We start from the raw sequence: 25,827 nt of genomic DNA, 5'->3' as shown, positions 1-25,827 counted from the left end.
GCAACGACGTCACCCCATCGGATCGTCGGCGCCGGGGATCACCCGGTGCTCGAACGGCGGCTCCACGGTTCCCCAGCGCACGCACTCCCAGCTGCCGCCCGCGAGCGGGGTCAACTCCACCGTCTGGGTGTTGGCCAGGTGATTATTGGCGGCGAACAGCCCCGGCACCCCGGCCAGTTGTGCTGCCACGAGCCGGATGGCGGCGCCGTGGCTGACCAGCACGACGTCGCCCGAGGCCGCCGGATCGTCGAGGTACTGCTCACGCAGGGAGTCCACGACCGGGACGTACCGGTCGAGGATGTCGTTGGCGGATTCCCCGCCGGGAACTCGGGCGTCCAGTTCGCCGGTGTGCCACAGGTGGAACGTCTTCATGAACAGCTTGTGCGACTCCTCGTCGCTGCGGTCCTCGAGTTCACCGGCCTGCGCCTCGTGCAGTCCTTCCCGCACCTGGACGGCGATGCCCGACGCCAGTTCCACGAACCGCGCCGTCTGCCGGGCGCGCAGTGCCTGCGAGGACACGAGTGCGGCCGTCGTCGCGCGTGCGGCGAGGTCGTTTCCGAGCCGCTCCGCCTGGGAGAGTCCTTCGGGTGTCAGCCGGGCGCCGGGCAGCCTCGTGTCGAGCCTGCGCTCGACGTTCGCCTCGGTCTGCCCGTGCCGGACCAGGATCAGCCTGCCGCTCACGATTCCCTCTCTCCCTGACGGATTCGTTCGATCCAGTCCGCCGCGTCTCCGTCGGACGGCGGGGGCGGGCCGCTCGGGTTGGCGGCGGGCCAGGACCCGAGGAACCGCACGTGCGACTTCCGGTGCAGCGCACGGAACGCCTCGGCGACGAGCGGGTCCTCGATGTGCCCGATGCAGTCGACGAAGAAGCGGTACAGGCCGGGGGTGGTGCGCACCGGGCGTGATTCGATGCGGATGAGATCGATTCCGCGCGTCGCGAACTCGGAGAGCACACCGACGAGGGAGCCGGGGGTGTTGTGGGGTTCGAGGACGGCGGAGGTGCGGTCGCCGCCGGTGCGGGCGGGCACCCGGGTGGGCGCGGTGACCAGAACGAATCGGGTGCGGGCGCTCTTCTCGTCGGCGACCCCGTCGGCGAGGCTGCGGAGCCCGAGCCGTTCGCCGGCGAGGGCGGTGGACACGGCGGCGTCGGCGAGGCCGTTCGCCACGTCCTCGGCGGCGCCGGCGTTGGAGGACGCCGTCTGGAGTTGGGCGCCGGGGCAGTTCTCCTCCAGCCAGATTCGCACCTGACCGGCCGCCACCGGGTACGCCCGCACGGTGCGCACCTGGTCGAGCCGCTCGACGCCCGCCCCGCCGAGGATCGTGAACGCCACGTCGAGTTCGGTCTCGGCCACGATCTGCAGGCGGTCACCCAGCGCGAGCGAGTCGAGGGTGGGCACCACGGCGCCCTCGACGGAGCTCTCGATGGGAACGACGGCGCCGTCGACGACGCCGTCACGCACCATGGCCAGGGTGGCGGGCGGACTCGTCGCGGCCACCCGCTCCACGGGCCCGTCGAAGGCACCCTCGGCCTCGAGCTGGGCGAGCGCCATCTCCGTGAAGGTTCCCGACGGTCCGAAATACGCGATCTTTGGCACGACTACGAGATTACGCACCGAGCGTTGACGGTCCGGCGCATTGACGGTGAATGTTTTACCGCAGACCCGCGTCCGCCAGCTCACCGGCGACGAGCACCGGGTCGTCGACCTCGACCCCGAGCAGGACCTCGCGGACGGCCTCCGCGGCCTCGGGGATCAGCGAGGCGAGTCTCGTGGGATCCGGGGTCGCGAGCGCCGCCCGCACGTCGTCGCCGCGGAGGGACGCGACCGTCCCCGACAGCAGCGCGAGCACCTCGGCGGTGTCACGGGCCCGCGCCACGTATCCGACGTCGGCGTGCGCGAGGACGGCGAGGAAGTCGGCGACCTCGCCGATGGAGTGCCCGCTCGCGAGTCCCGGGATGCGGCCTGCGTCCGCGAGGTGCTGCGCCGTCTCGGCCAGGCCGGCGTCGTCGCTGCCGTCCGCGACGACGAACACCGCGAGCGGGGACGGCAGCCGCAGCGCGACCGCGTCGCCGAGCTGGCCCGCCGGGCAGTCGAGGTGGAACCGGACCGCCTCGTAGGAGGCCTGCTCGCTGGTGCGGAGAACGGCCGGGTCGACGTCGAGCCCCACGATCACACGGCCCGCGTCGGTGCCGACGGCGTCGAGCAGCGCGGACGCCGCGACCACCCGCGGTCCGAATGCGCCACCGGCGGCCGGGCTCGTGTCCCGGGTCCCGCTGAGCAGATCCGCGAGCAACGACTGCGGTCCGCGGGAGCGCGGAACACCGAGGGAGAGAGGTATGGCCACCGTCCCACCGTATGCCCGCCTCGTGGCCCGGAATCTTTTCGGGTCTTGCCCTCGCCGGTTCCGTCACATTAGGTTAGGGTTACCTCAGTATCGCGGAACCCTGAAGGAGGCTCCATGCCCGTCACGACCACCGGTCCGTCCACCGCCGAGCGTGTGCGCAGCTCGTGCGCACGGACCCAGGACGCGGTACTCGCCGTCGAAGGCAGCGCACCGACCGTCACGTCGGTCCACCACCTGCGGTCCAGCGGCGACGTCGTCGTCGCGGTGCCCACCGAGTCGGCGGCCGCCACGCTGTCCTGGCTCGCCGGCGGCGGCGGAATCCCGGCCGTGCTCGAACTGACCGACAACTCACCGCTCGCGCTGCGCGAGCCCGTGCGGTCGCTCGTCTGGCTGCGCGGCAACCTGCACGCGCTGTGCGAGGCACACACCCGCACCCTCGCCGACGAAGTGGCCTCCGAATACCCGCACCCCGGACTTCTCGACGTCGGACACGATGCGACGCTGCTGCAACTGCGTCTCGAATCGGCGGTGGTCGCCGATTCGAGTGGCGCCGAACCCGTCGCCCTGGACGATCTGCTCGCCGCCCGGCCCGACCCGTTCTGGGAGATGGAGACCGCCTGGCTCCAGCACCTCGACGAAGACCACCGCGACCTCATCGACATGCTGTCGCGCAAACTTCCGCCCCACATGCGGCGCGGACGCGTCCGCCCCCTGGGCATCGACCGGTACGGACTGCGACTGCGCGTCGAGAACGACCACGGCGATCGCGACATCTGGATGCCGTTCTCCGCGCCGGTCGACGACGCCGTCGCCCTGAGCAGGGCGATCCGGCTGCTGGTGGGATGCCCGTTCGTGAACGGACTCCGCGCGCGCGGCTGACCGGCCCTCCGGTTCGCCGCACGCTAGCGTGTGCGGCGTGATCTCGCGCGCAACGCTCACCTCCTGGCTACAGCCGGCCTCACCCGAACCGGCCGCCCCGGTGGCCGCCGGCACCGAGCGCCGGGCCCTGTGGATCGAGATCACGATCGTCCTGCTCGTCACGTTCGGGACGAGCGGGCTGTCGGGACTGCTGTCGCTGACCGAATCGCTGCTCACACCCGGCAACCTGGCCGACCAGGCCGTCGCGCTCAACGTCGCCCGCGCCGAGAACCAGATCATCGACGTCGCCCGGCAACTGCTCGGCGTCGTGAAACTCCTCGCGTGGGGCGCCCTGGGGCTGTATCTCCTGTGGCGGAGCGGTGCCGGCCCACGCGACGTCGGGCTCGGCCGATTCCGCTGGCGCCCCGACGCGACGCACGGTGTCGGGCTCGCCGCACTGATCGGTCTGCCCGGGCTCGGCTTCTACCTGCTGGCCCGCGCGATCGGCGCCAACCTCACCGTCGTCCCCAGCACGATCGGGGACCACTGGTGGCGTCTGCCCGCGCTGATCCTGTGGGCGATCGCGAATTCCGGCGCGGAGGAAGTGCTCGTCGTCGCGTATCTGATCACCCGGCTGCGGCAACTCGGGTGGAGCGAGAATTCTTCGCTGCTCGCGTCGGCGCTGCTGCGGGGGACGTACCACCTCTACCAGGGCTTCGGCGGCGGGCTGGGCAACGTCGCGATGGGTCTGGTGTTCGGCCGGTACTGGCAGAAGACCGGACGGTTGTGGCCTCTCGTGATCGCTCACGCCACCATCGATTCGGTCGCTTTCGTCGGCTACGCCGCGCTGCGCGGGCACGTCGGCTGGATTCCGTAATCCGGCCGGACCAGTAAAGTCGTGCGGGTGACCGGCGACGCCCCCTATCCTCCGTTGCCGCCCCGTCCGCCTCGGCGGACGCCGGGCGGGCAGCAGGTGCCGCCACCCCCGAACCGCCGAATCCCGCCTCCCGACCAGCGGGTTCCTCCGCAGACCCGGCGGGTGCCGCCGCAACAGGGGCCTCCTGCGCCTCGCCCGCGACACCCCGCGCCGCGTCAGGGTCCGCCGCCGCAGGAGGGCACCCAGGTGATCCGCCGCGACGGCCGGGGCGCCCCGCCGCCGCCCCAGCAGGCCTGGTCGCAGGCCCCGGAACCGCAACTGTCCCGCTCGGCCCCGCCGCAGGGTCCGCGCGGCTACGCACCCACCCAGACGCCGCAGCCGTACCGCGACGCACCACCGCCACCGCAGGTGCCCGACCGGCGTCCCCCGCGCACGCCACCACCTCCGCCGCCCGCACCGTCGCGGGCCCCGGAGCCGCCGCAACAGCGCAGGCGCAGGCGGCCACGGCACTGGGGGCGTCGCATCGGCATCCTGTTCCTGGTGCTGGTCCTGGCGCTCGCGGGCATGACCTATTACCTCGACAGTTCGCTGAACCGGATCGACGCGCTGGCCGACTACCCCGGCCGGATCGGCGACACCCCCGGCACGAACTGGCTGCTGGTCGGTTCGGACAGCCGCACCGGGCTGACCCCCGAGCAGGAACAGCAACTGTCGACCGGCGGCAACAGCGGTCCGGACCGCACCGACACCATCATCGTGGTGCACGTCCCCAGCGGCGGCGGCCCGGCGACGATGGTGAGCATCCCGCGCGACTCGTACGTGTCGATCCCCGGCTACGGCGAGGACAAGATCAACGCGTCGTTCGCGTTCGGTGGTCCGCAACTGCTGACCCAGACGGTCGAGGAGGCGTCCGGTCTGCACATCGACCACTACGCGGAGATCGGATTCGGCGGATTCGCCGGCATCGTCGACGCGATCGGCGGCGTCGACATGTGCCTGGACACCGCCATCGACGACCCGCTCGCGGGGATCAACCTCGCACCCGGCTGCCAGGAACTGTCGGGGGCGCAGGCGCTCGGTTTCGTCCGCAGCCGCGCGACCGCGCTCGCCGACATCGACCGGATGAACCATCAGCGGATGTTCATGGCGGCGTTGATGTCGAAGGCCACCAGTCCGGCGACGTGGCTCAACCCGTTCCGCGTCTGGCCGCTCGTCACCGACACCGCCGCATCGTTGCGCGTCGACGAGAGCGACCACATCTGGAACCTGGCCGCACTCGCCTGGGCGGTTCGCGGCGACATGGTCACCACCACCGTCCCCGTGGGCGGTTTCGAGGACGTCGACGGCTCCGGGAACGTGCTGCTCTGGGATCACGACCGGGCATCGCAGTTCTTCGACGCGCTGGCCAACGACCGTCAGGTCCCAGCCGAACTGGTCACCACCGGACCGTGACGCGCGGCCGTAAACTGACACCCATGACGCACCCGGAGCCGAAGGCACCCAGCGAGTTCCATGCCCTCCTGCAGTAGCAGATCCGCAACGAGTTCACCGCATCCCAGCAGTACATCGCGGTGGCCGTCTATTTCGACTCGCACGATCTCCCGCAACTGGCTCACCGGTTCTATTCGCAGGCCGCCGAGGAGCGCGGCCATGCGCTGATGATGGTCCAGTACCTGATCGACAACAACCTCCAGGTGACCGTCCCCGGCATCGACGACGTGGTCACCGATTTCGATTCGGTGCGCGCCCCCGTCGCACTGGCGGTGGAACGGGAACGTGCCGTCACCGAGCAGATCACCAAACTCGCCCGCACGGCCCGCGACACCGGCGACTACCTCGGCGAGCGGTTCATCCAGTGGTTCCTCGAGGAACAGGTCGAGGAGGTCGCAAGCATGCACACGCTCCTGACGATCGTCGAGCGCGCCGGCGACAACCTGTTCGACATCGAGGATTTCATCGCCCGCGAGATGAGCGGCAACTCGCCGGTCCGGCCGGGTGCGCCGAAGCGCGCGGGCGGCGGCGTCTGACCTGACGGGTCAGCAGCGGGTGGGCGCCGGTTCGCCGCGGAATCGCGCGGCCACGTATTCGTACGCGTCCGGAAATCCCACCACTGCCGTCGTCATGTGCTCGGAAATCTCGTACGGGACGAACGTCAGTCTGGCGCCGGCCGCGCAGTAGCGGTGCGCGGTCTCCGCGATCGAATCGAACGGCGTCAGCCCGTCGAGGGTGCCGTGCCACAGGTAGAGGGGCGCGGTCGGGACACCCTCGTAGTACCGCAGACTGTTCTCGCGCAACACCTGGTGCGCACCCGAACTCGCCATGAGGCTGGTGGACGCGGCCAGCTGTCCGGCGCTGCGGAAGGCGCCGTGGAACAGCAGGAACCGGCGGCATTCGTTCGACATCCACTCGCGCAGCCACAGCCCGGTCGCGTTCAGCTGCGACGAGATCGGCAGCTGCTCCGGGTATTCACGTTCCAAACCGATCGCGGCGGCGAACGCGAGCCCGAACCCCGGATGCGGATTGAACCCCAGACCCAGGGCCATCTGCTCGAGGTCCGCGGGAATCCCACCCGCCACCACCGCGTCGAGTTTCAGTTCGGGCGCATAAGTCGGCGCCAGCGCCGCGGCCCAGGCACTGGCCATACCGCCGCCGGAATATCCGGCCAGCGCCACCGGGCTGTGCGTCAACCCCAGTTCGGCCACCCGCTGGACCGCCCGGACGCTGTCGAGGGTGATCATTCCCCCGAGCTTCGCGGCACCGTACGCGCCGGTCGGGCCGAGATGATCGGGCACCGACACCGCCCAGCCGCGCTGCAGCCCCAGATACAGGCCCGGCGACTCCTGCAGTTCCAGATTGAACAGCGAGTGCGACGGGGCACATTTGGTTCCGAGCGAATTCACGATCGCCTGATACGACACGAGCGGAGGGTTCGCGACACCGCGGGGAAGCAGCACGGTGGTGACGGCCAGGATCGGATGTCCCGCAGAGTTCGTCGACCGGAACGCGATCTGCCACCCGTCGGAGTTCGCGTACATCCAGGTGTCGATCCGCCGCGTCCGCACGACGTCGCCGGGATTCAGGACCCCGAGGTCGGCGGGGGCCGAATAGAAGGGGTCGGGGTCCGGCCAGGGATACAACGGGTCGGCCTGCACGGGAGCCGGAATCGTCGCGCCCAGGAAAAGGGCACCGAGAATGAACGCTATCCACGCACCGGGTCGTCTCAACATGTGCCTGCGCCTCCGCACCGTCGGAACGGTGTGAATCTTATACAGAGGCCGGGGCCCGGCGACGCGGATTGCCCCGTTCCCGCCCAACCGTTCGTCGCCAGTTCACGTTAGGAAAATGACATCAGAATGGTTCCGAAATTAGGTTGACTTTAGTTTGGGAACGCTTGCCAAAATTAGGTCGAACTTGGATGACACGTGCCCTGACCAGCGATATTATCCATTTCATGACTTCCACTGACGCGCACAAGACGAAATTCCACGCTCTGCTTCACGACCAGATTCGCAACGAATTCAACGCGTCACACCAGTACATCGCGACTGCCGTCTATTTCGACAACTCGGACCTGCCGCAGCTGGCCAAGCACTTCTACAAGCAGGCCGTCGAAGAGCGCAACCACGCCATGATGATCGTCCAGTACTTCCTCGACCGCGACATTACGGTGGAACTGTCGGGTGTCGACGCGGCGAAGGGCCAGTTCGAGAACGCACGCGAGCCGATCGCACTCGCTCTGACTCAGGAGAAGACGGTCACCGAGCAGATCGTGCAGCTGGCGAGCACCGCCCGCGAGGAGGGTGACTACCTCGGCGAGCAGTTCATGCAGTGGTTCCTCAAGGAGCAGGTCGAGGAGGTCGCGAGCATGACGACGCTGCTGACCATCGCAGACCGCGCGGGCAGCAACCTGTTCGACCTCGAGGAGTTCGTCGCACGCGAGATGAGCGGCCCCGCAGACACGTCCGGCGCACCGCACGCGGCCGGCGGTTCCATCTAGGCGCTTCGCGCCCGTGCGCCTTTCTGGTTGTGGTGGCTACCAGAAAGGCGCACGGGCCCGGAGGGCCTATCGCAACGTCACCTGGCGGCCGCGCAGTCCGTCGCGGGCGCGTCGTTCCTCGGTGGTCAGCGGCGCGTCGACGGCGAGCGCCTCGGCGAGTCGCTGACCGAGTTCGACGGTGGCGGCGGCCCACTCGTTCGCGTGCTTTTCGCGGTCCACGTCGAACACCGGGACCAGCAGTCCGTGCGTCCGGAACGACCCGGCGTAGCGCGAACCCTCACCCAGGTGCAGGCCGCCGGTCGCGTGCACGCGTGCCAGGGCCAGCATCAGATCGTCCTCGTTCTCCGGGCGCACCCAGCGGATGTGCGCCTTCTCGCCCGCGTCGACCCACCACGCCGCGACGACACCCTCGGCCTCGACGCGCGCGGACGGCATGATCGCCGCATTCGCGTGCTGCACGGTCGTCGCGACCTCGGGTGCCGGCTCCACGCCTTCGGGAATCCACCAGTTGAAATCCTGGTGCACGGTGATGTCGAGCGGTGCGTCCGCGTCGATCACGTCGGCCAGTGCCGGGGTCTCGGATCCCGGGTTGGCGGAGGCCAGCGATTCGCCCGCGGCGGCATCACGGACCCAGGCGACGGACGCGGCCAGGTCGGCGCCGAGGTCGGCGGAGTGCGCCTGGACCTGCACACCGACGAACCCGGTGGCGCTGTCCCCCTCGTCGCGGACCAGCGCCGCGACGGCACCGGGCAGCACGGTCGCGAGCGTCACCGGACGGGACGAATCCTTGACCGGAAGCGGGGCGGTCGCCGACGGGACGAACTCGCGCAGCGCCACCAGATCGCATTCGGCGGCGAGGCCTTCGAACGGCCGGGTCACGGCCGCCGCGGCGCTCTCCCGTTCCGCCTGCCGCTGGGCGAGCTTCTCGGCGCGGGCGCTACCCGGCTTCGGACCACTGTTTCTCTTGCTCTTCTTTGCCACGACGCCAAAACCTACACGCCGACGCCGGTCCGGTCAGGAGGCCAGCCATTTCTTGGTGCGCCCGGGGTGGTTGGTGGCCACCCAGCTGACCCCGAGTTCGCGGCACAGTTCGACGTCGCTGCGGTTGTCGACGGTCCAGCAGTACGTGGCCCGTCCCGCGGCGGCGGCCTTGTCGACGATGTCCGGGTGTTCGTGCAGCGTTTTCACCGACGGACCGACCGCGGTGGCGCCGACGGTGGTCGCGGCTCCCCCGCCGAGGTACCGGGCGGATTCGCCGAGCAGCACGGTCGGGAGCATCGGCGCCGACCGGCGGATCCGCCACACCGCTCCGGCGGAGAACGACATCACGACGGCGCGGGAGTGGTCGGCGGACGGGGGTGCGGCGATGCCGAAACGTTGCAGTTCGGCGAGGACCTTGCTCTCGACCAGGCCGCCGAAGCGCACGGGGTGCTTGGTTTCGATGAAGAGTTTCACCGGGCGCGCCGTCCAGTCCAGGGTGAGCGCGATCAGCGCGCTCAGCTCGAGAAGTTCGGCGGGCTCCTCCTCGGTCCCGTAGTTGAACTCCGCCAGTTCCTCGAGCGTCATCTCGCTGACGACGCCGGTGCCGGTGGACGTCCGGTCGACGGTGCGGTCGTGGACGCAGACGAGGTGGCCGTCCCGGGTGAGCCGCACGTCGCATTCGAGTCCGTCCGCGCCTTCTTCCAGGGCCAGTTCGTAGGCGGCGAGCGTGTGTTCCGGCATGGCGGCGGATGCGCCTCGGTGGGCCACCACGAGGGGCCCGCGCCGGTCGGGGCTCACGATGCGACGGCTTCCCGGTCGGCGTCCCCGGACGTCTTCTCGGCCGACTTCGCGGCGGGCTTGTCCGCATCGTTCCGCGGCAGCGGATCGGTGGCGATCACCCAGCGGGTGACGGGTTCCTTCGTGCCCTTCAGCGTCCGGCCCTCGAGCCGCCGGAGCACCATCAGCGCGAGGAGCGCGGTCGCCGAGGCGACCAGCGCCGTGAATGCGGCCAGCAGAACGCCGTCCGCCATGGCCTGCAGGCCCGGCCTGGACCGCCAGAACCAGTTGAAGAGAACGAGCACGGCACCGAACACCCACAGACTCCACCAGGCACGGACCAGCAGGACGGCGCGGGGGTCGCGGCGGATCACCTCGAGCAGGAAGACTCCCGGCATCACCAGGTTCAACCCCGGCACCGCGCACCCGACGACGACGTCGGTCGGCGTGCGGGGGTCGGACTTCTTCGCCCGGGCGAACGTGCGGCGACGCATGCGCAGCAGCCAGCACACTCCGGCGATTCCCGACAGCAGCGCGAAGAGCATCCCGCCGGCCTGGCCGAGGAACACGGCGATGTCGGACACGGCGAGCACGGTGGGGTCGATCAGCCGGGTCCGGTTGCGGAGGAGGACGGCGTACCGGCCCAGTTCGGCGAGCACTCCGAATGCGTACAGGCCGATGGTGACGGTGAGGAAGCGCGCGGCCTTGTTTGCGAGCAGTTCCGGCCAGTCCCGGCGGGTGGAGGGGGCTTCGACGTGATCGTGGAGTCCCCAGCGGGGGATCTCGGTGTAGTGCGGGGTGGGGCTCGGCGTCGGCGGCGCGGCCGCGAGACCGCTGCGCTGCAGTGGGGACCGCGCGATCCAGCGGAATCCCCGGCTCGCGGGCGGCTGGTTGTGATCGGTCCGGACGGGCGCGAGCAGCACACCGTGGCAGCGCGGGCACCACTGCGCCGGGGCGCCGAGGACCGGCCACCGGGCCGCGCATCGCGCGCACACCTGAACGACGACGCTCATGCCCTCCGCACCCACTTCACATTGCCGATTCTGTCACGGCCCGCGAATACGGGCAGCCCACGACCGAATCGTCCTTTTTGGGGAGAATGTGTGAGCTGCACCACCGGAAATGCCGAGTTATCCACAGTTTCCACAGGTTCATACACAGTTATGGACAGTGTGAGTGGTGCTTATACACAGGTCAGAGCGCATGTGAATCCGGGATTGTTGACAGCTTCGGGTGAACGGTCCACAGCGGTGGATGAATTTGACATCGCAGCTCGGTGAACATTCGGACTCGGTGACCGACGGCTCGGCCCGGAATTACCCCTCCAGTTCGGATCGCCCGCGAAGCGACCCGAGAACTCCGGACCGGCCGTCGTCTCCCCCACCTGTGCCGGGCGAAAATGTCCCGACACTTGATCTGACGCAGCCCGGCGCGGTTTGGTTCCACCCAATCTGTAATCTCGGAAACCGATGACGGAAGACGCCGGATCGCGGTGGGACCTCGGGCCCGCCCGTGTCCTCCGGGTGGCCGCCGCCCTGATCGCGGTGCAACTTCTCGTGCGGACGTGGGTTGCCGCGAACAGCGACTTCTACTGGGACGACCTGATCCTCGCCGGACGCGGCGGCAGCCTCCCCCTGCTCTCGGGCGACCTCCTGCTCTACGACCACGACGGTCACCTCATGCCGGGGGCCTTCGTGGTGGCGGGTATCGCGACGCGGATCGCGCCGTATCAGTGGATCCTGCCGATGCTGACGATGGTCGTGCTGCAGGCGGTGGCGTCGTACGCGGTGTTCCGGTTGCTTCGCAAGGTCCTCGGCCCGCGGCCCGTGCTGCTGGTTCCGCTGGCGCTGTATCTGTTCTCTCCGCTGACCGTGCCGGCGTTCGCGTGGTGGGCGGCGGCGCTCAACGCGCTGCCTCTGCAGATCGCGCTGGCGTGGGTGGCAGGCGACGCCCTCGACCTGTGCCGCACCGGACGGCGGCGGTACGCCGTATCGGGCACGCTCGTGCTGATCGCGTCGCTGCTGTTCTTCGAGAAGTCCGTGGTCGTCCCGTTCGCCGCGTTCGCGACCGTCGCGCTGCTCGCGCACGTCGGCGAGCGGGAGCGGCCGGTGCGGTCGACGCTGCGGCGGGGCGCGGCCCTGTGGATCCCGTCGGCGGCGGTGCTCGCGGTGTGGGCCGGCTTCTACTTCTCCACCGTCGCGTCGCAGTGGGAGTGGGCGGGGGCGTCGCGCGCGTTGGAGTTGCTCCACCACGGCACGTCGCTCGGCCTGCTGCCCACGTTCGTGGGTGGGCCGTGGACGTGGGAGCGGTGGATTCCGAGTCCCCCGTGGGCGTCCCCGTCGACGTCGCTGGAGGTGATCGGCTGGGTCGTTCTCGTCGCGGCGGTCGTCGCGACGGTCCGGCTGAAGCGCCGGATCGGCTGGGTGTGGGTCCTCACGGCCGCGTACTTCCTGCTGTCGGTGACGGCGATGGTCGTCACGCGGTGGGGCGCGGACACCACGTACGAACTCGCGCAGACCCTGCGCTACTTCACCGACACCGCGGTGATCCTCGCGATCGCCGTCGCCGTGATCGCCCGTGCACCCCGTCGCCGAGCCGAGCCGGTCCGGTTGCGGCCGCTGGTGGCGGCCGGTGCCGTGGTCGCGTTCGTCGCGAGCAGCCTGTGGTCGACGTACACGTTCACCCGCAGCTGGGAGGAGAACCCGACCACCGACTACCTCGCGACCGCGCGGGCGTCGCTCGCCGACCGGGACGACGCGCCGATCCTCCAGCAGCCCACGTCCATCTGGGTGCTGTTGCCGGTGGCGTACCCGAACAACCTGGTGAGCCGTGTCTTCGCCCCGCTCCGCGACCGCCCCGCGTTCTCCGACAGCACCCCGGACCTCCGGATGATCGACGACGCCGGTTCGGTGGTCGACGCCCAGGTGACGTGGGTACGCGCGATCGAGCCCGGACCCGTCCCGGACTGCGGGCACCTGGTGGACCGGCGCAGTTTCGAGCCGATTCCCCTCGACGGGCCGCTGACCGGCTGGGAGTGGACAGCGCAGCTCAACTACCTGGCCACGGCAGACGGTGAGATCGCCGTCGCGATGGAAGACGGCAGCCCGGTGCGGGTGCCGGTGCACCGCGGCCCGAACTCGGTGTTCGTGCGGCTCACCGGCGGCGGTCAGAGCCTGCGCGTGAGCACCCTGACCCCGGACCTGTCCGTGTGCATCGGGGTGGGCCCGGTCGGGGTGGTCGTGCCGAAGTAGCTACCGCCCGTACCGCGACCAGGCGACGCGGGTGTTCGCCGCACCGACGATCGCGGCGGCCACGTCGTCCCAGCTCGCGGCGGGCAGCCCGAGTTTCGCGAAGAGGGAGCGGCGCGGCCCGGTCATCTCGATAGTGGCGTCGGGGAACCGCTTCTCCACCACCTCGCGCAGTGTGCCGATCCCGTCGACGATGCCGAGTTCGACGGCTCGGCGCCCCAGCCAGACGTCGCCGTCGAAGAGTTCCGCCTCGGCCGCCTTCAGCTTGTCCCCGCGGCGACCGACCACCCAGTCGCGGAACTCGTCGTGGATGCCTTCCTGGATCTGTTCGAGCCACTGCACGTCCTCGGACTTCTCCGCGAAGAACGGGTCGAGGCGGGCTTTCGCCTCGCCTGCCGAATGCAGCCGTCGTTCGATGCCCAGGCGGTCGATCAGTTCGGAGAACCCGAAGCCCGCGGAGATGACGCCGACGGAGCCGACCACCGAGGTGGCGGTCGCGTAGATCTCGTCGGCCGCGCAGGCCAGCCAGTAGCCGCCGGACGCGACGACGTCCTCGCAGAACGCGAGCACGGGCAGTTCGTGTTCGGTGGCGAGCTGGCGGATGCGGGCGGCGATGTATTCGCTCTGCGTCGGAGATCCGCCGGGACTGTTGATCAGCAGCGCCACCGCCTTCGCACCGTGCGTGGTGAACGCTCGCCGCAACGGTTCCTCGACGGACTCGGCGCTCAGCACGCGCCCGAAACCCGCTCCGCCGGACGCGATCATCCCCTGCAGCCGCACCACAGGGACCACCCCGGCGGCGGAGCCCCCGAACGCGTCGGGCAGCTTGTCGGCCAGCGGTTTCGGCAGGTTCAGTGGGATCTTCGCCATGAAATCAGCGTACCGATCACGGATCGGGCAGAGTGGTTCGCATGGAGTTGCGAATCTTTACCGAACCCCAGCAGGGTGCCACCTACGACGATCTTCTGGCGGTGGCGCAGGCCGCCGAACGTTTCGGGTACGGCGCGTTCTTCCGCTCGGATCACTACCTCGCGATGAACACCGAGGGCCTGCCCGGGCCGACGGATGCGTGGATCACGTTGGCGGGCATCGCCCGGGAGACGTCCACGATCCGCCTCGGCACCCTCGTCACGTCCGCGACGTTCCGGTACCCGGGGCCGCTGGCGATCTCGGTGGCGCAGGTGGATCAGATGAGCGGCGGTCGCGTCGACCTCGGCATCGGCGCCGGCTGGTACGAGGAGGAGCACCAGGCGTACGGCATCCCGTTCCCGCTGCTGAAGGAGCGGTTCGAGCGGCTCGAGGAGTCCCTCGCCGTGATCACCGGACTGTGGCGCACTCCGCTCGGGGAGACGTTCTCCTACGACGGGACGCATCTGGCGGTCAAGAATTCGCCGGCACTCCCGAAGCCGCGGCAGCCGCAGGGTCCGCCCGTCCTGATCGGCGGCACCGGTAAGAAGAAGACCCCCGCGCTGGCCGCGAAGTACGCGAGCGAGTTCAACGTCCCGTTCCAGTCGATCGACGAGACGCGGGAGGTGTTCGAACGGGTCCGGCTCGCGTGCAAGACGATCGACCGGGACCCCGAGGAGTTGGTGTACTCCAACGCGCTCGTCCTGTGCTGCGGGCGGACGGAGGAGGAGATCGCGAAGCGCGCCCTCAACATCGGACGTGAGGTGAGCGAACTGCGGGAGAACGGCCTCGCCGGGTCGCCTGCCGAACTCGTCGACAAGATCGGCCGTTACGCGGAGGCCGGGTCGCAACGGATCTACCTGCAGACCCTCGACCTCGGCGACCTCGACCACCTGGAACTGGTCGCCGGCGAGGTCGTCCCGCAGCTGAGCTAGGCGGAGGCGGAACCGCCCGTCACACCGTCCGTTCGAGACCGGCAGGTTCGTTCGGCGGGCTCAGCAACGTTCCGTTCCCTCTCCGGCGGTGGAATGCTCGAGGTACGTCCGGAACGGCCGTGCGTCGACTCCACGAGGAGATGAACAGGTGCGATGAAGTACGTGATTACGTGGACGGTGCGTGAGGGCGGTTCCGCCGCCGAGAACGAGGAGGCCGCACGGCGGAGCCTCGAAGTGTTCGCAAGATGGACGCCGGCCGAAGGGGCGAACTTCCATCAGTTCCTCGGCCGCCTGGACGGCACCGGCGGATTCGCGTTCGTCGAGGCGGACGATCCGAACGACATCCTGGACGGTCCGACGAAGTTCGGGCCCTTCTTCGAGTTCCACGTCTACCCGGTTGCCGACATCGCCGTCACCACGCAGGCCGCGCAGCACGCGGTCGAATTCCGGGGTGCGATCAGCTGATCCCGGCTCAGTGCCGGGTGGTCGAATCCAGGAACTGGCGGAGGTCGCGGTCCCACTGCGCGTCGCGGGAGCGGTTCAGGGAGGCGCGGCAGATGAGGAAGCCGGACAGCGCGATCATCATCACCGCGAACCAGGTGAACAGTCCGGCGATCACGCCGGCCACGCGGGCGGCGGACGACGACATCGGTTCGGTGGTGAGGTTGCCGTCGGCGTTGACCCAGATGTCCTGCTTCGTTCCCGAAGGAGTTGCGGGGTCGACCGTGATGTCGGCGTGCCGGGTTTCGTCACCCCAGGCCCACTTGGCGGGGGCGGTGTCGACGCCCGACGGTGCGACGTCGGAGGTGACGGACACACCGGTGGAGTCGGCGAGCGTGGTGGCGGTGACGGTGCGGTAGTCCGCGACCTGCTTCTCCGCCAGCGTCAGCTGACTGTCGATGGTCCGGGCGCCCACGAGGATGGCGAGGGGCAGCATCGCGAAGGCGAGCACCACGACCGCGAGGGTGAGCATGTTCTCGATCCGGTCCGAGCGCCGGAGAAGCGGGTTGTGCCGCTGACGAGCCGACCGCTTGCGCAGCCCTCGTGGTTGAGAGTTGTTCCACATTCCGGATCCGGTCCTCTCGCCGACAATTCCCTACCATCCAGGGTCGTACGCAAGGCAAACAAGATCAAGTCGATCCGGTGTGTTATTGGGCACTGTGCCGTAATACACTCATCTGCTCTCCGCCATCTCACGATGCTCCTTGGGGCTCACTCCGCGCACGCGTTTGAACGCCGCACTCAACGCGAATGCACTCCCGTATCCCACCCGTTGCGCCACCGACGCGACCGTGGCGTCGGGTTCGCGAAGCAGATCCGCGGCCAGGGACAGCCGCCAGCCTGCGAGGAAGGTCATAGGCGGTTCGCCGACGAGTTCCGTGAACCGGCGGGCGAGGGCCGCCCGCGACAGTCCGGTTTCCGCGGCGAGCGACTCCACCGTCCACTGGTGTGAGGGGTTGTTCTGCAGGATGCGCATCGCCTTGCCGACCACCGGGTCGCCCTGCGCCCGCACCCAGGACGGCGCTTCGGCCGCCGGCCTCGCGAACCAGGCGCGCAGCACGGCGATCAGCAGCAGGTCGAGGAGGCGGTCGAGGACCGCTTCCTGCCCGGGCTCGTCGCGCACCACTTCGTCGTGCATGAGCGTGACGAGCCGGGAGTCCCAGTCGGCGCGGCGCTGCACGACGAGTTCGGGGAGCGCGGACAGCAGTCGCCGGCTGATCTCGCCGGGGGTTTGATACGTGCCGGTCAGCATGACCGTGCGGCCGTTCGCGCTGTTGCCCCAGGTGCGCACGCCGAGGTCCATCGCCTCGGCGAGCGGTTCGCCGCGGAGCGTCGTGCAACTCTGGTCGGGGTTGATGATCACGTGCGGCGGGGTGTCCGGGTGGTCGGCGACGACGTACCGCTCGGGGCCGCGGATGATCGCGACGTCGCCTTCGGTGAGCTGCACCGGTTCGCCGGTGTGCGGGAGAATCCAGGCTTCGCCGCGGCCCATCGCGACGAGGCTGAGCGGCGCGTGGTCGTCGATCTGCAGCGACCACGGCGGTTCCATGATCGATCGGAGCACGAACGCTCCGTCCGCGCGGGGACCACTGATGAGACCGGCGAGGGGATCCACACGTTCAGCGTAGACGCTCGCGTATGGAATAGCGCTTTTCAACCATGGAAAGTCTCAACGCCGCCGTCTTGACTGAAGACATGACAACAACTCCGCACACCCTCGTCCTCACCGCCACCGGCAAGGTCGGCAGCCGCGTCCTCGCCCGGCTCACCGCCGCAGGCGTGCCCGCCCGCGGCGCCTCCAGGGCCGGCACTCCCCCGTTCGACTGGGAGAACCGGGACACCTGGCTTCCGGCGCTCGACGGCATCACCTCGGTGTACATCGCGTACTACCCGGATCTCGCGGTGCCGGGTGCCGCTGAGGCCGTCGAGGAGTTCGCGGGTCTGGCCGTCGCGAACGGGGCGCGTCGCCTCGTCCTGCTGTCCGGTCGCGGTGAAACCGAGGCGGAGCGTGGCGAACTCGCGATCCGCAAAGCGGGCGCCGAGTGGACGATCCTGCGCTCGAGTTGGTTCGGACAGAATTTCGGCGAAAGGTTCATGCTCGACTCGCTGCTCACCGGCGACCTCGCGCTGCCCGTCGACGGGCACGTGCTCGAACCGTTCGTCGACGCGGACGATCTCGCCGAGATCGCCGTCGCCGCATTGACCGAGGACGGTCACGCCGGCGAACTCTACGAACTGACCGGGCCCCGATTGCTGTCGTTCGGCGACGCCGTCGCCGAGATCGCGGAGGCAACCGGCCGCGAAATCCGGTTCACGCCAGTTACTTCGGAGGAGTACTCGACGGCGCTGGCAGGCCAGGGGGTACCGTCCGACACGATCGGCCTGCTCACCTACCTGTTCGACGAGGTGCTGGACGGACGCAACGCCTCACTCACCGACGGGGTGGAACGCGCACTGGGGCGCGCGCCCCGCGACTTCACCGACTACGTCCGCGCCGCAGCAGCGGCCGGGGTCTGGAGGGTTTGATCATGGAGCGCTATCTGACGATCGTCACGGCGGTCGGCGCCGGCGTGGTGGGCGGCGTGATGTTCGCGTTCTCCACGTTCATCATGACCGGGCTCGGTCGCCTGGATCCGGCCCAGGGCATCTCGGCGATGCAGGCGATCAACCGCGAGGCGCCGAACTTCTGGTTCATGACGGCGCTGTTCGGCACCGCGCTGACGTCGATCGCGCTTGCGATCGTCAGTGTGGTGCGGCACGAGGGTTCGGCCGTCTACGCGGTGATCGCGTGCGCGCTGTATCTCGTGGGGATCGTCCTGACCATCGTCTACCACGTGCCGCACAACAACGCGCTGGACGCGATCGATCCCTACGCGACGGGCTCGGCGGACTTCTGGCGCGACTACGTGTCGGGCTGGACCGGGTGGAACCACGTGCGCACCGTCAGCGCCATCGCGGCGTCCGCAGTGCTCACGTGGTCCGCGACCCGTGGTTGAGAGTCCGGGACCTACGAGGGCGGCAGGATGTCGGTCTGCGCCGGGACCTCGTCCTGCTTCAACAGGCCGACGGGGCAGCTGACGCCGGTGGCGTGCACGGGGCAGTATCCGCCGGGGTTCTTCGCGAGGTACTGCTGGTGGTAGTCCTCGGCGTAGTAGAACTGCGTGAGCGGGGCGATCTCTGTGGTGATCGCGCCGTACCCGGCTTCGGCGAGCCGCTTCTCGAAGGCCTCACCGGTGGCCTCGGCAATCTCCACCTGCTGTTCGTCGATGGTGTAGATGGCCGAACGGTACTGCGTTCCCTGATCGTTGCCCTGCCGCATACCCTGCGTGGGATCGTGGTTCTCCCAGAACTCCTTGAGGATCTCGGCGTAGGAGATCACCTTCGGATCGAAGACCACGAGCACCGCCTCGGTGTGCCCGGTGCGTCCCGAGCAGGTCTCCTCGTAGGTGGGGTTCGGCGTGTAACCGCCTGCGTACCCCACCGCGGTGGTGTAGACGCCGTCGAGTTGCCAGAACTCCTTCTCGGCGCCCCAGAAACATCCCATGCCCAGCACCGCGGTCTGCATGCCCTCGGGGAACGGGGGTTTCAGGGGGTGACCGTTGACGAAGTGCGTCGCCGGAACCGGGATCGGCTGAGTACGTCCGGGGAGGGCGTCCTCGGCGGTGACCATCACGGACTTAGCGGCTGCTCGACCCAGAAGCTCGTCGTACCAAGACATGGTTCGATGCTACGCGCGGTGCCGGAGTGGTCTCCCGGGCGAGCGCCGACTGCATGCGCATCCGTTCGGCGCGGGCGGTGACCCAGCCCGTCGCGGGCACCTCCACCCACCGGTAGAGCGCCTCCGACACCAGCGCCGTCACCACCAGAAACGCGATGACGGCCCCGGTCTCGCCGAACGAGCCGACCGTGTGCTCGTACACCCGATAGAGGATCAGGGTGTGGACGAGGTAGATCGCGTAACTGCGGGTCGCGGTCCACCGCACCACGGCCCAGTGCGCCGCGGGTCCGTCGTACCGGCCCACCAGCACGACGCACGCGGTGACGACGGCGAACGTCCAGAGGTAGTGATCGCCCGCCCAGTACACGCGGAAGTCGGTGGCGAGGCGGATCACCTCGACCTGCGCCAGCCCGGCGACGACGATCCACCGGCAGTCCGCGAGCCGCGCCCAGCCGAGGTAGATGATCTGCCCGAGGAACACGGCGGGCAGCGTCGCGGCGATCTTCGACAGCATCGGGACCGTGTACGGCTGCGGCACGTACAGGTTGTAGAGCAGGATCAGGGCGCAGATCGAGGCGCCGGCCATCGGCATCGCGATGGGCAGGGTCCGCAGCACGGGACGCGCGGCGACGCAGGCGAAGTAGAACACGATCTGCACGGCGAGGGTCCACGTGACCCCCAGCACCGCGACCTCCGGTTTGAGGAAGAAACCGCCGAGCACGAAACTCAGCGCGGCGTCGACGTTCGACACCCCGTCCTGGCCGCTGAACATGCCGTTGATGCCGAGGCGGACCAGCACGATCGCGGCGAGGACGGCCACCCAGAATGCGGGCAGGATGCGGCCGAGCCGATTGAACAGGAACTGCCCGGGTTCATGGCGAATGGCCGAACGGGTGATCAACAAACCGGTCAGCATCATGAAGATGGCGACCCCGAGAAACGACAGATGCTGGTTGAGTCCGCCCCGCTCGATGAAGATCTGATAGACGACGTCGATGAACCACCATCCGGTTCCGAGGTCGTCGATCAGATAGAACGAGATGTGTGAGTAGATCACGGCCAGAACAGCGAAAAAGCGGAGCAGATTCGCGCCCGTGAGCTCCACACGCGGCGCGGCCGCATGCGAATCTGCAACAGGTGTCAGCGAAGGCATCGCGTCAGCTTAAGGTTCCGTTCACCGCTCGGACGAATTCTCACGACATTCAGTGTCGCCGTGCCAGCCTTTCTTCGGGTGCCCGAACTTTCCGTTCCGGGAATCGCTCCGTGACCCCAACTGTTGCGCAGGGTGTACCAATGAGATTGGGTATATACCCGAGAACGATTCGCCAAAGGCGGGTGTCAGGCGCGTGCCCACGTGCCGTCGACACCCGGAACACACCAGGGCTCACAGCCCGTTGATGAAGGGACCCTCGTGTCTGTTTACACGCTGCCGGAACTCCCGTACGACTATGCAGCTCTCGAGCCGCACATCTCCGGCAAGATCATGGAACTGCACCACGACAAGCATCACGCCGCGTACGTGACCGGTGCCAACACGGCGCTCGACAAGCTGGCCGAGCTCCGCGAGTCGGACACCCTGCCCGCCGTGGTCAACCTGCACGAGAAGAACCTCGCCTTCCACCTGGGCGGCCACACGAACCACACCGTCTTCTGGAACAACCTCTCCCCGGACGGCGGCGACAAGCCGACCGGTGAGCTCGCGGCCGCGATCGACGACCAGTTCGGCGGCTTCGACGCTTTCCGCAACCACTTCTCGGCCAACGCCAACGCCATTCAGGGCTCCGGCTGGTCCATCCTGGCCTGGGATTCCATCGGCCAGCGCCTGCTCATCGTGCAGCTGTACGACCAGCAGGGCAACATCCCGATCGGCCTCACGCCGCTGCTGCTCCTCGACATGTGGGAGCACGCCTTCTACCTCGACTACCAGAACGTCAAGGGCGACTACGTCAAGGCATTCTGGAACATCGTGAACTGGGCCGACGTCGCCGCTCGCTTCGAGAAGGCACGCACCCAGACCGCGGGCCTGATCGTCTAGTTCTCGCTTTTCGCGGCCACGGGCGCCCGGAACACCGTCTCGGTGTTCCGGGCGCCCGTGGCCGTTTCGGGTGCGAAATCCCGTCCGAGCAGGCCGAGCGTCCAATAGGCTTCTCGAGTGACCGAGTCCAGCATCCCCGCCAGGGACGACACCGTCGTCCACGCCTTCCGCGACGACGCGCTCGGCGACCTCGACGCCACCGGCCTCGCGGCCTGGATCGCCGCCGGGGAGGTGTCGGTCCGCGAGGTGACGGAGGCGGCGATCGCGCGCGCCGAGTCGGTCGGGCCGGCGCTGAACGCCCTGGCGTTCGCCGACTTCGATCGAGCGCTGGCGGAGGCGGACCGCCCGCACGAGGGCGTGTTCGCGGGAGTGCCGACCGTCGTCAAGGACAACGTGGACGTCGCCGGAGTGCCCACCCAGCACGGCAGCGTCGCGTTCGCCGCGAAACCCGCCCGGGTGGACAGCGACTTCGTCACGCAGTACCTGTCCACGGGTGTGCTCTCGCTGGGCAAGAGCAGGCTGCCGGAGTTCGGGTTCAGCGCGTCCACCGAGTTCATGGACGCCGAGGCCGTGCACAATCCGTGGAATCCCGCGTTTTCGCCGGGTGCGTCGTCGGGTGGTTCGGCGGCGCTCGTCGCCTCGGGTGTGGTGCCCATCGCGCACGCCAACGACGGCGGCGGATCCATCCGCATCCCCGCCGCCGCCTGTGGTCTCGTCGGCCTGAAACCGTCCCGCGGGCGGACGGTCCCCGACGCCATGGACAAGACGCTGCCGATCCGGATCATCGCGCAGGGCGCCGTCACCCGCTCGGTGCGGGACACCGCACGGTGGATGGCGGCCGCCGAACGCTACTACCGCAATCCCACGCTGCCGCCCATCCGGTTGGTCGAGGGGCCGAGCAGCACCCGCCTGAAGGTCGGGGTGGTGGTCGATTCGGTCACCGCGTCCCGCACGGACGACGAGACCCGCAAATCGGTCCACGCGACCGCCGATCTGCTCGCGGATCTCGGCCACCACGTCGAGGAGTGCCCGATGCCGGTGGGCACCTCGTTCGTCGAGGACTTCTGCATCTACTGGGGGTTCCTGTCGTTCGTCATCTCCAGCAACGGCAAACGGATGCTCGGACCGGACTTCGACCGCGACGCCACGGACAACCTGACGCGCGGACTCGCCGCGATGTACCGCAAGAACATCGCGAAGACGCCGCGGGTGCTGTACCGGTTGCGGCGCACGTACCGCGAGTACGCGCAGATCTTCCAGAAGTACGACGTGATCCTGTCCCCGACCCTGGCCCACACCACTCCGGAGCTCGGATATCTTTCGCCGGCACAGAGTTTCGAGGAACTGTTCGACAAGCTGATCGCCTACACGGCGTTCACGCCGCTGAACAACGCGTCGGGCGGGCCCGCCATCTCGCTGCCGATGCACGAGACGTCCCGCGGTCTGCCGCTGGCGTCGCACTTCTCGGCCGACCACGGCGACGAGCGGACCCTGCTCGAGTTGGCGTTCGAACTCGAGCAGGCCGCGCCGTGGCGTCGGATCCAGGACGCCGGCTGACGGTCAGGCCCTGCGCCGCAGGCCCATCCACACGACGGCGCCGGCGAGCAGCACGGTGGTGATCCCGAAGCCGACGGCGAGGTGCTCGGCGGTGAGGATCGGCGCCGGTGCGGACAGCGTGCGTGTCACCGCGACCGGTTCGGCGAGCACCGTCGCCAGCTGATTCTGCTGGGCCGCCGTGCGCACCGGCATCGCCGCGACCCCGTTGTTGAGGTCGGTGGACAGCTGTCCGGACAGCGTCTTCAGCTTCGCGAACCCGTCGACGATCTGCGAGGTGGCGCCTTCGAGCATCGCAGGCGCCTGATCGGCGATCGGGACGATGCCGTCGTTCAGTTGCCTGGCCCCGCTGCTCAGCTGATCGCTGGCGTCGGTGAGTTGACCCATCGCCACCCGCACGAGTTCGCCGAGGTCGGTGTCGGGGCCGACCTGTCCGCCGAGCAGACCGGGCACCGAACCCAGCTGAGCGGAGAGCAGGTCGAGGTCGGCACCGACCTGCCGGAGCGACGGGACCACGTCCGATGCAACGGGTGTGCCGTCGAGGACGCGGATCGCGTCGTCGATCCTGGTGCGCATCTGGGTCGCGCTGGCGTTCGCTTGGCCCAGGGTCAGCCCCAGCGCGCTCAACCGGTCCGCGAGGCCGTTGGCCGTTCCCGACGTCTCACCGACCACGCCCGCCACCTGATCGGCCACATCCAGAAGTTGCACCGAACCGGCTCGGGCCGTCTCGAGATACGGGAGCAGGGTGTCGGCGCCCTCGGTGAGCTGTTGCGCAGCATCGTCCGCCGCGGCGGTCCCGGCCGCGAGGAACCCGGCCGTCATTCCCGCCTGCTGGAACCGCGTCCGCGACGAGGACATGTCCGCCAGCAGATCCGTGATGCCGTCCGCGCCGATCTGGGAGGACACCACCCCGGACAGTTCCTCGGACGCCGCGGAGTCGGAACCCGCGACGTCGAGGCCGAGGGTCGCCTGCCGCGGCTTCGCACCCCACACCGAGGAGACGGCCTCGCTGAAGTCCTCGGGCACGGTCACCGTGGCGAACCAGTCGCCGCCCGCCGCGGCGCCCGCGTCGACCACCTGCCAGTCGAACGCCTCGTTCGCCTCGAGCTTCTCGATCAGGGTGTCGCTCGCCCGCACCGGTTTTCCGTCCACGGTCGCGCCGGCGTCGGTGTTGACGATCGCCACGGTCCGGCTGTCGGCCGAGCCGTCGCCGAGGAACACGTATCCGAGCCCGCCTGCGGATGCCAGGACCAGACCTGCCATGGCGGCCGCGGCGACCCGCCGCGGTGTGAGGACCTTTCGCGTCGACTCGGTTCGGGCGTGATTCGCGGAATTCCGTGTGCGCTCAGAGGTCATTCCGGTGAGGGTAGGTGGCTTTCGTAGCGGCAGATTGTGACGATTCTGAGGATTCTCTGAGACGTCTGTGTTCACCTGAGGCAGTTAGCACTCCCATGCTCTTGTGTGCCAGGCACTGTCGGGCGCATTCTTCAAGTACCCAACGAGGTGTGCAGAACGAATCATGTTCGAAGCGTGTCATCACACACCGAGGAGGCAGAGATGAACAGGGACGGCTACATCGGCATCTCGCCCTTCCAGGCCGCGGGTACCTTGCGGGGATTCGTCATTTCCGGGCGCTGGCCCGACACCACCAAGGAGTGGGCTCAGCTCCTGGCGCTCGCCGTGCGGGTGGCGTGCGTTCCGGGGTTGCTCCGCACCACCACGGTCTTCGGAGCGCACGAGGACCTGCCCGAGGAACCCGAGCCCGAGACGGTTGGTCTCGTGGTGGCCGAGGGCACGGTCCTCGGGGAGTTCGCGCTCGCTCCGGGCCGGTTCGCGGATCATCTGCCGCCGGCGCTGATGATGCTGCACCCGCCGTCGGAGACCACCCCGTCGCTCCCGGAGTGCGCGGGCGCGGCCTCGGGCTGTGTTCTGCTCCCGGGTCTCCCCCACCTCGGGCTCGAACACCGCGCGGCGTGGGTGGAGGCGGAGGCGGACGGGACGGTGACGTCCATGGTCAGCCGGGTCGGCATCGACCCGATCAGCGATCCCGACACCGCTGTTTTGGCCATGCTGCTGGCCTCGTGAGGGTACCCGAAGTTTGAGCCCTCGGTACCCCAAACTTCTTGTCGCTTTTGCCTTTTCGTTCGACCCTCGCTAACGTGGGTCGCAACGAAGGGGAGTAGCCCCCAATCGCCTGTGTCGACATACTGGCGCGGCAATCTCGCACTGCGAGATTCCGGGCCCGGCCTGGCGGACCGGTTTCCACACCGGTGGGCGAGACCTTCGGCCGACAGACGCATCGCCGCGTCTGTCAGGCCGGAGGAATCCATTTCATCCTCCGACCCACTACTGGAGGAGGATGTGCCGTGCTGACCGCCGCGCTGCTGAGTTTCGGCGTGATCTTCGTCGCCGAACTGGGAGACAAGTCCCAGCTGATGGCGATGACGTTCGCCCTGCGCTACCGCTGGTGGGTCGTCATCGCCGGCATCACCGTCGCGACCACCGTGGTCCACCTGGTGTCTGTGGCCGTCGGCCACTACCTCGGCGTCGCGCTGCCGACCGCGGCGATCAGCATCGTCGGCGGTATCGCCTTCCTGATCTTCGGCGCGTGGACGCTACGCGGCGACAACCTCAGCGAAGACGAGCAGCTCAAGGCGGGCCGCGCCACCCGCTCCGCGTTCCTGGCCGTCACCTCCGCATTCTTCCTCGCCGAACTCGGCGACAAGACCATGCTCGCCACCATCACCCTCGCCACCGACCACGACACGATCGGCGTGTGGATCGGCTCGACCGTCGGCATGGTGGCGGCCGACGCCCTGGCCATCGTCGTCGGCGCCGTCCTGGGCAAGCATCTGCCCGAGAGCGTCATCCGCATCGGCGCGGCCGTGCTGTTCTTCGCGTTCGGCGTCTGGCTGCTGCTCGAGGGCCTGTTCCCCGGCAACATCGCCGGTCCGATCGCCGGGGCCGCCGTCGTCGTTCTGGCGCTGGCCGGTGCCGCCGGACGCACCGTGTGGTCGCGGCGCCGCCGCGCTGCCGCGGCAGAGCCCGAACAGATGCAGCACCAGGACTGAACCCGGTCGACAAAGACGCGCCCCGG

The 25,827-nt window shown here is 68.9% G+C and carries 27 protein-coding genes; 14 read left to right on the top strand and 13 right to left on the bottom strand.

Translation table 11 applies throughout. The annotated features are described in order from the left end of the window. Positions 1–9 precede the first annotated feature (9 nt). From CJ179_RS21245 to CJ179_RS21235, 3 genes are read right to left on the bottom strand one after another with little or no spacing between them, the layout of a single operon-like run. A complete protein-coding gene (locus CJ179_RS21245) occupies positions 10–681 on the bottom strand; it encodes a histidine phosphatase family protein (protein ID WP_072938650.1) in 672 nt (223 codons plus the stop codon). Next, positions 678–1,595, bottom strand: coding sequence for a prephenate dehydratase (gene pheA / locus CJ179_RS21240; RefSeq protein WP_072938652.1), 918 nt, complete (start codon positions 1,593–1,595; stop codon positions 678–680). The genes CJ179_RS21245 and pheA overlap by 4 nt, the downstream gene beginning before the upstream one ends. 55 nt (positions 1,596–1,650) lie before the next feature. Beyond that, complete coding sequence (locus CJ179_RS21235) at positions 1,651–2,343, bottom strand: hypothetical protein (RefSeq protein ID WP_095862812.1); 693 nt, start codon at positions 2,341–2,343, stop codon at positions 1,651–1,653. 114 nt (positions 2,344–2,457) lie between these two features. Between CJ179_RS21235 and CJ179_RS21230 the strand changes: the two genes are divergently transcribed. From CJ179_RS21230 to CJ179_RS21215, 4 genes are all read left to right on the top strand, one after another. After that, a complete protein-coding gene (locus CJ179_RS21230) occupies positions 2,458–3,222 on the top strand; it encodes a DUF2470 domain-containing protein (RefSeq protein ID WP_007298301.1) in 765 nt (254 codons plus the stop codon). Between the two features lie 37 nt (positions 3,223–3,259). After that, positions 3,260–4,078, top strand: coding sequence for a CPBP family intramembrane glutamic endopeptidase (locus CJ179_RS21225; protein ID WP_072938656.1), 819 nt, complete (start codon positions 3,260–3,262; stop codon positions 4,076–4,078). Between the two features lie 246 nt (positions 4,079–4,324). Next, complete coding sequence (locus tag CJ179_RS21220; RefSeq protein WP_257015684.1) at positions 4,325–5,530, top strand: LCP family protein; 1,206 nt, start codon at positions 4,325–4,327, stop codon at positions 5,528–5,530. Between the two features lie 80 nt (positions 5,531–5,610). After that, the gene (locus CJ179_RS21215) at positions 5,611–6,105 is read left to right on the top strand and encodes a ferritin (RefSeq protein ID WP_257015816.1); all 495 of its coding nucleotides are present in this window, start codon (positions 5,611–5,613) and stop codon (positions 6,103–6,105) included. A gap of 9 nt (positions 6,106–6,114) precedes the next feature. Here the strand turns inward: CJ179_RS21215 and CJ179_RS21210 are convergent, their stop codons facing one another. Further along, on the bottom strand, positions 6,115–7,305 hold the full coding sequence (locus CJ179_RS21210; protein ID WP_095862811.1) for a lipase family protein: 1,191 nt from the start codon (positions 7,303–7,305) through the stop codon (positions 6,115–6,117). A gap of 224 nt (positions 7,306–7,529) precedes the next feature. Here CJ179_RS21210 and CJ179_RS21205 point away from each other — a divergent pair, with 224 nt between their 5' ends. Further along, positions 7,530–8,075, top strand: coding sequence for a ferritin (locus CJ179_RS21205; protein WP_095863571.1), 546 nt, complete (start codon positions 7,530–7,532; stop codon positions 8,073–8,075). 66 nt (positions 8,076–8,141) lie between these two features. Here CJ179_RS21205 and CJ179_RS21200 read toward each other — a convergent pair whose 3' ends face one another. The 3 genes from CJ179_RS21200 to CJ179_RS21190 are packed head-to-tail and all read right to left on the bottom strand — an operon-like array spanning position 8,142 to position 10,846. Beyond that, positions 8,142–9,056, bottom strand: coding sequence for a DUF5926 family protein (locus CJ179_RS21200; RefSeq protein WP_095862810.1), 915 nt, complete (start codon positions 9,054–9,056; stop codon positions 8,142–8,144). 33 nt (positions 9,057–9,089) lie between these two features. Beyond that, positions 9,090–9,854, bottom strand: coding sequence for a glycerophosphodiester phosphodiesterase (locus tag CJ179_RS21195; protein WP_072938670.1), 765 nt, complete (start codon positions 9,852–9,854; stop codon positions 9,090–9,092). Beyond that, the gene (locus tag CJ179_RS21190) at positions 9,851–10,846 is read right to left on the bottom strand and encodes a DUF4328 domain-containing protein (RefSeq protein WP_095862809.1); all 996 of its coding nucleotides are present in this window, start codon (positions 10,844–10,846) and stop codon (positions 9,851–9,853) included. The genes CJ179_RS21195 and CJ179_RS21190 overlap by 4 nt, the downstream gene beginning before the upstream one ends. Before the next feature lie 456 nt (positions 10,847–11,302). Here CJ179_RS21190 and CJ179_RS21180 point away from each other — a divergent pair, with 456 nt between their 5' ends. Next, positions 11,303–13,084 (top strand): hypothetical protein, encoded by a 1,782-nt coding sequence (locus CJ179_RS21180; RefSeq protein ID WP_095862808.1) that lies wholly within the window; start codon positions 11,303–11,305, stop codon positions 13,082–13,084. Here CJ179_RS21180 and CJ179_RS21175 read toward each other — a convergent pair whose 3' ends face one another. Next, the gene (locus tag CJ179_RS21175) at positions 13,085–13,951 is read right to left on the bottom strand and encodes a S49 family peptidase (RefSeq protein WP_072938680.1); all 867 of its coding nucleotides are present in this window, start codon (positions 13,949–13,951) and stop codon (positions 13,085–13,087) included. A 41-nt stretch (positions 13,952–13,992) separates the two neighbouring features. Between CJ179_RS21175 and CJ179_RS21170 the strand changes: the two genes are divergently transcribed. Both CJ179_RS21170 and CJ179_RS21165 read left to right on the top strand, forming a co-directional pair. Continuing rightward, complete coding sequence (locus CJ179_RS21170) at positions 13,993–14,922, top strand: LLM class F420-dependent oxidoreductase (RefSeq protein WP_095862807.1); 930 nt, start codon at positions 13,993–13,995, stop codon at positions 14,920–14,922. Between the two features lie 153 nt (positions 14,923–15,075). Next, positions 15,076–15,387 carry a DUF3303 domain-containing protein gene (locus CJ179_RS21165; RefSeq protein ID WP_072938686.1) on the top strand — a complete coding sequence of 104 codons (312 nt, stop codon included), beginning with the start codon at positions 15,076–15,078 and terminating at the stop codon, positions 15,385–15,387. Between the two features lie 7 nt (positions 15,388–15,394). Here the strand turns inward: CJ179_RS21165 and CJ179_RS21160 are convergent, their stop codons facing one another. Then, positions 15,395–15,988 (bottom strand): hypothetical protein, encoded by a 594-nt coding sequence (locus tag CJ179_RS21160; protein ID WP_072938689.1) that lies wholly within the window; start codon positions 15,986–15,988, stop codon positions 15,395–15,397. Positions 15,989–16,096: 108 nt separating this feature from the next. Further along, a complete protein-coding gene (locus CJ179_RS21155; RefSeq protein ID WP_095862806.1) occupies positions 16,097–17,038 on the bottom strand; it encodes an AraC family transcriptional regulator in 942 nt (313 codons plus the stop codon). Between the two features lie 80 nt (positions 17,039–17,118). Between CJ179_RS21155 and CJ179_RS21150 the strand changes: the two genes are divergently transcribed. Continuing rightward, complete coding sequence (locus CJ179_RS21150) at positions 17,119–17,949, top strand: sugar nucleotide-binding protein (RefSeq protein ID WP_095863570.1); 831 nt, start codon at positions 17,119–17,121, stop codon at positions 17,947–17,949. A 2-nt stretch (positions 17,950–17,951) separates the two neighbouring features. Then, positions 17,952–18,419, top strand: coding sequence for a DUF1772 domain-containing protein (locus CJ179_RS21145; RefSeq protein WP_095862805.1), 468 nt, complete (start codon positions 17,952–17,954; stop codon positions 18,417–18,419). Between the two features lie 11 nt (positions 18,420–18,430). On the opposite strand, the gene msrA is transcribed toward CJ179_RS21145, so the two are convergent. After that, positions 18,431–19,141: a peptide-methionine (S)-S-oxide reductase MsrA gene (msrA, locus tag CJ179_RS21140; protein WP_095862804.1), complete on the bottom strand. Its 711-nt coding sequence runs from the start codon at positions 19,139–19,141 to the stop codon at positions 18,431–18,433. Beyond that, positions 19,101–20,294, bottom strand: a complete 1,194-nt coding sequence (locus CJ179_RS21135) for an acyltransferase (RefSeq protein WP_095862803.1) — start codon at positions 20,292–20,294, stop codon at positions 19,101–19,103. Before CJ179_RS21135 ends, msrA begins: the two co-directional genes overlap by 41 nt. Positions 20,295–20,552: 258 nt before the next feature. On the opposite strand from CJ179_RS21135, the gene CJ179_RS21125 reads away from it, so the two are divergent. Beyond that, positions 20,553–21,176 carry a superoxide dismutase gene (locus CJ179_RS21125; RefSeq protein WP_012691075.1) on the top strand — a complete coding sequence of 208 codons (624 nt, stop codon included), beginning with the start codon at positions 20,553–20,555 and terminating at the stop codon, positions 21,174–21,176. A 117-nt stretch (positions 21,177–21,293) separates the two neighbouring features. Beyond that, positions 21,294–22,733 carry an amidase gene (locus tag CJ179_RS21120; protein ID WP_095862802.1) on the top strand — a complete coding sequence of 480 codons (1,440 nt, stop codon included), beginning with the start codon at positions 21,294–21,296 and terminating at the stop codon, positions 22,731–22,733. Between the two features lie 3 nt (positions 22,734–22,736). Here the strand turns inward: CJ179_RS21120 and CJ179_RS21115 are convergent, their stop codons facing one another. Next, on the bottom strand, positions 22,737–24,086 hold the full coding sequence (locus CJ179_RS21115) for a hypothetical protein (protein WP_095862801.1): 1,350 nt from the start codon (positions 24,084–24,086) through the stop codon (positions 22,737–22,739). A 201-nt stretch (positions 24,087–24,287) separates the two neighbouring features. Between CJ179_RS21115 and CJ179_RS21110 the strand changes: the two genes are divergently transcribed. Next, entirely contained in the window at positions 24,288–24,815 is a 528-nt protein-coding gene (locus CJ179_RS21110) for a peptidase (RefSeq protein ID WP_072938714.1), read from the top strand. Between the two features lie 281 nt (positions 24,816–25,096). Further along, complete coding sequence (locus CJ179_RS21105; RefSeq protein ID WP_095862800.1) at positions 25,097–25,801, top strand: TMEM165/GDT1 family protein; 705 nt, start codon at positions 25,097–25,099, stop codon at positions 25,799–25,801. The last annotated feature ends 26 nt before the right edge of the window (positions 25,802–25,827 follow it).

Source organism: Rhodococcus sp. ACS1 (genome assembly GCF_002300155.1).
Classification (GTDB): domain Bacteria; phylum Actinomycetota; class Actinomycetes; order Mycobacteriales; family Mycobacteriaceae; genus Rhodococcus_F; species Rhodococcus_F koreensis.
Note: the sequence above shows the minus strand (reverse complement) of the source record. Positions and strands in the feature narration are given on the sequence as shown.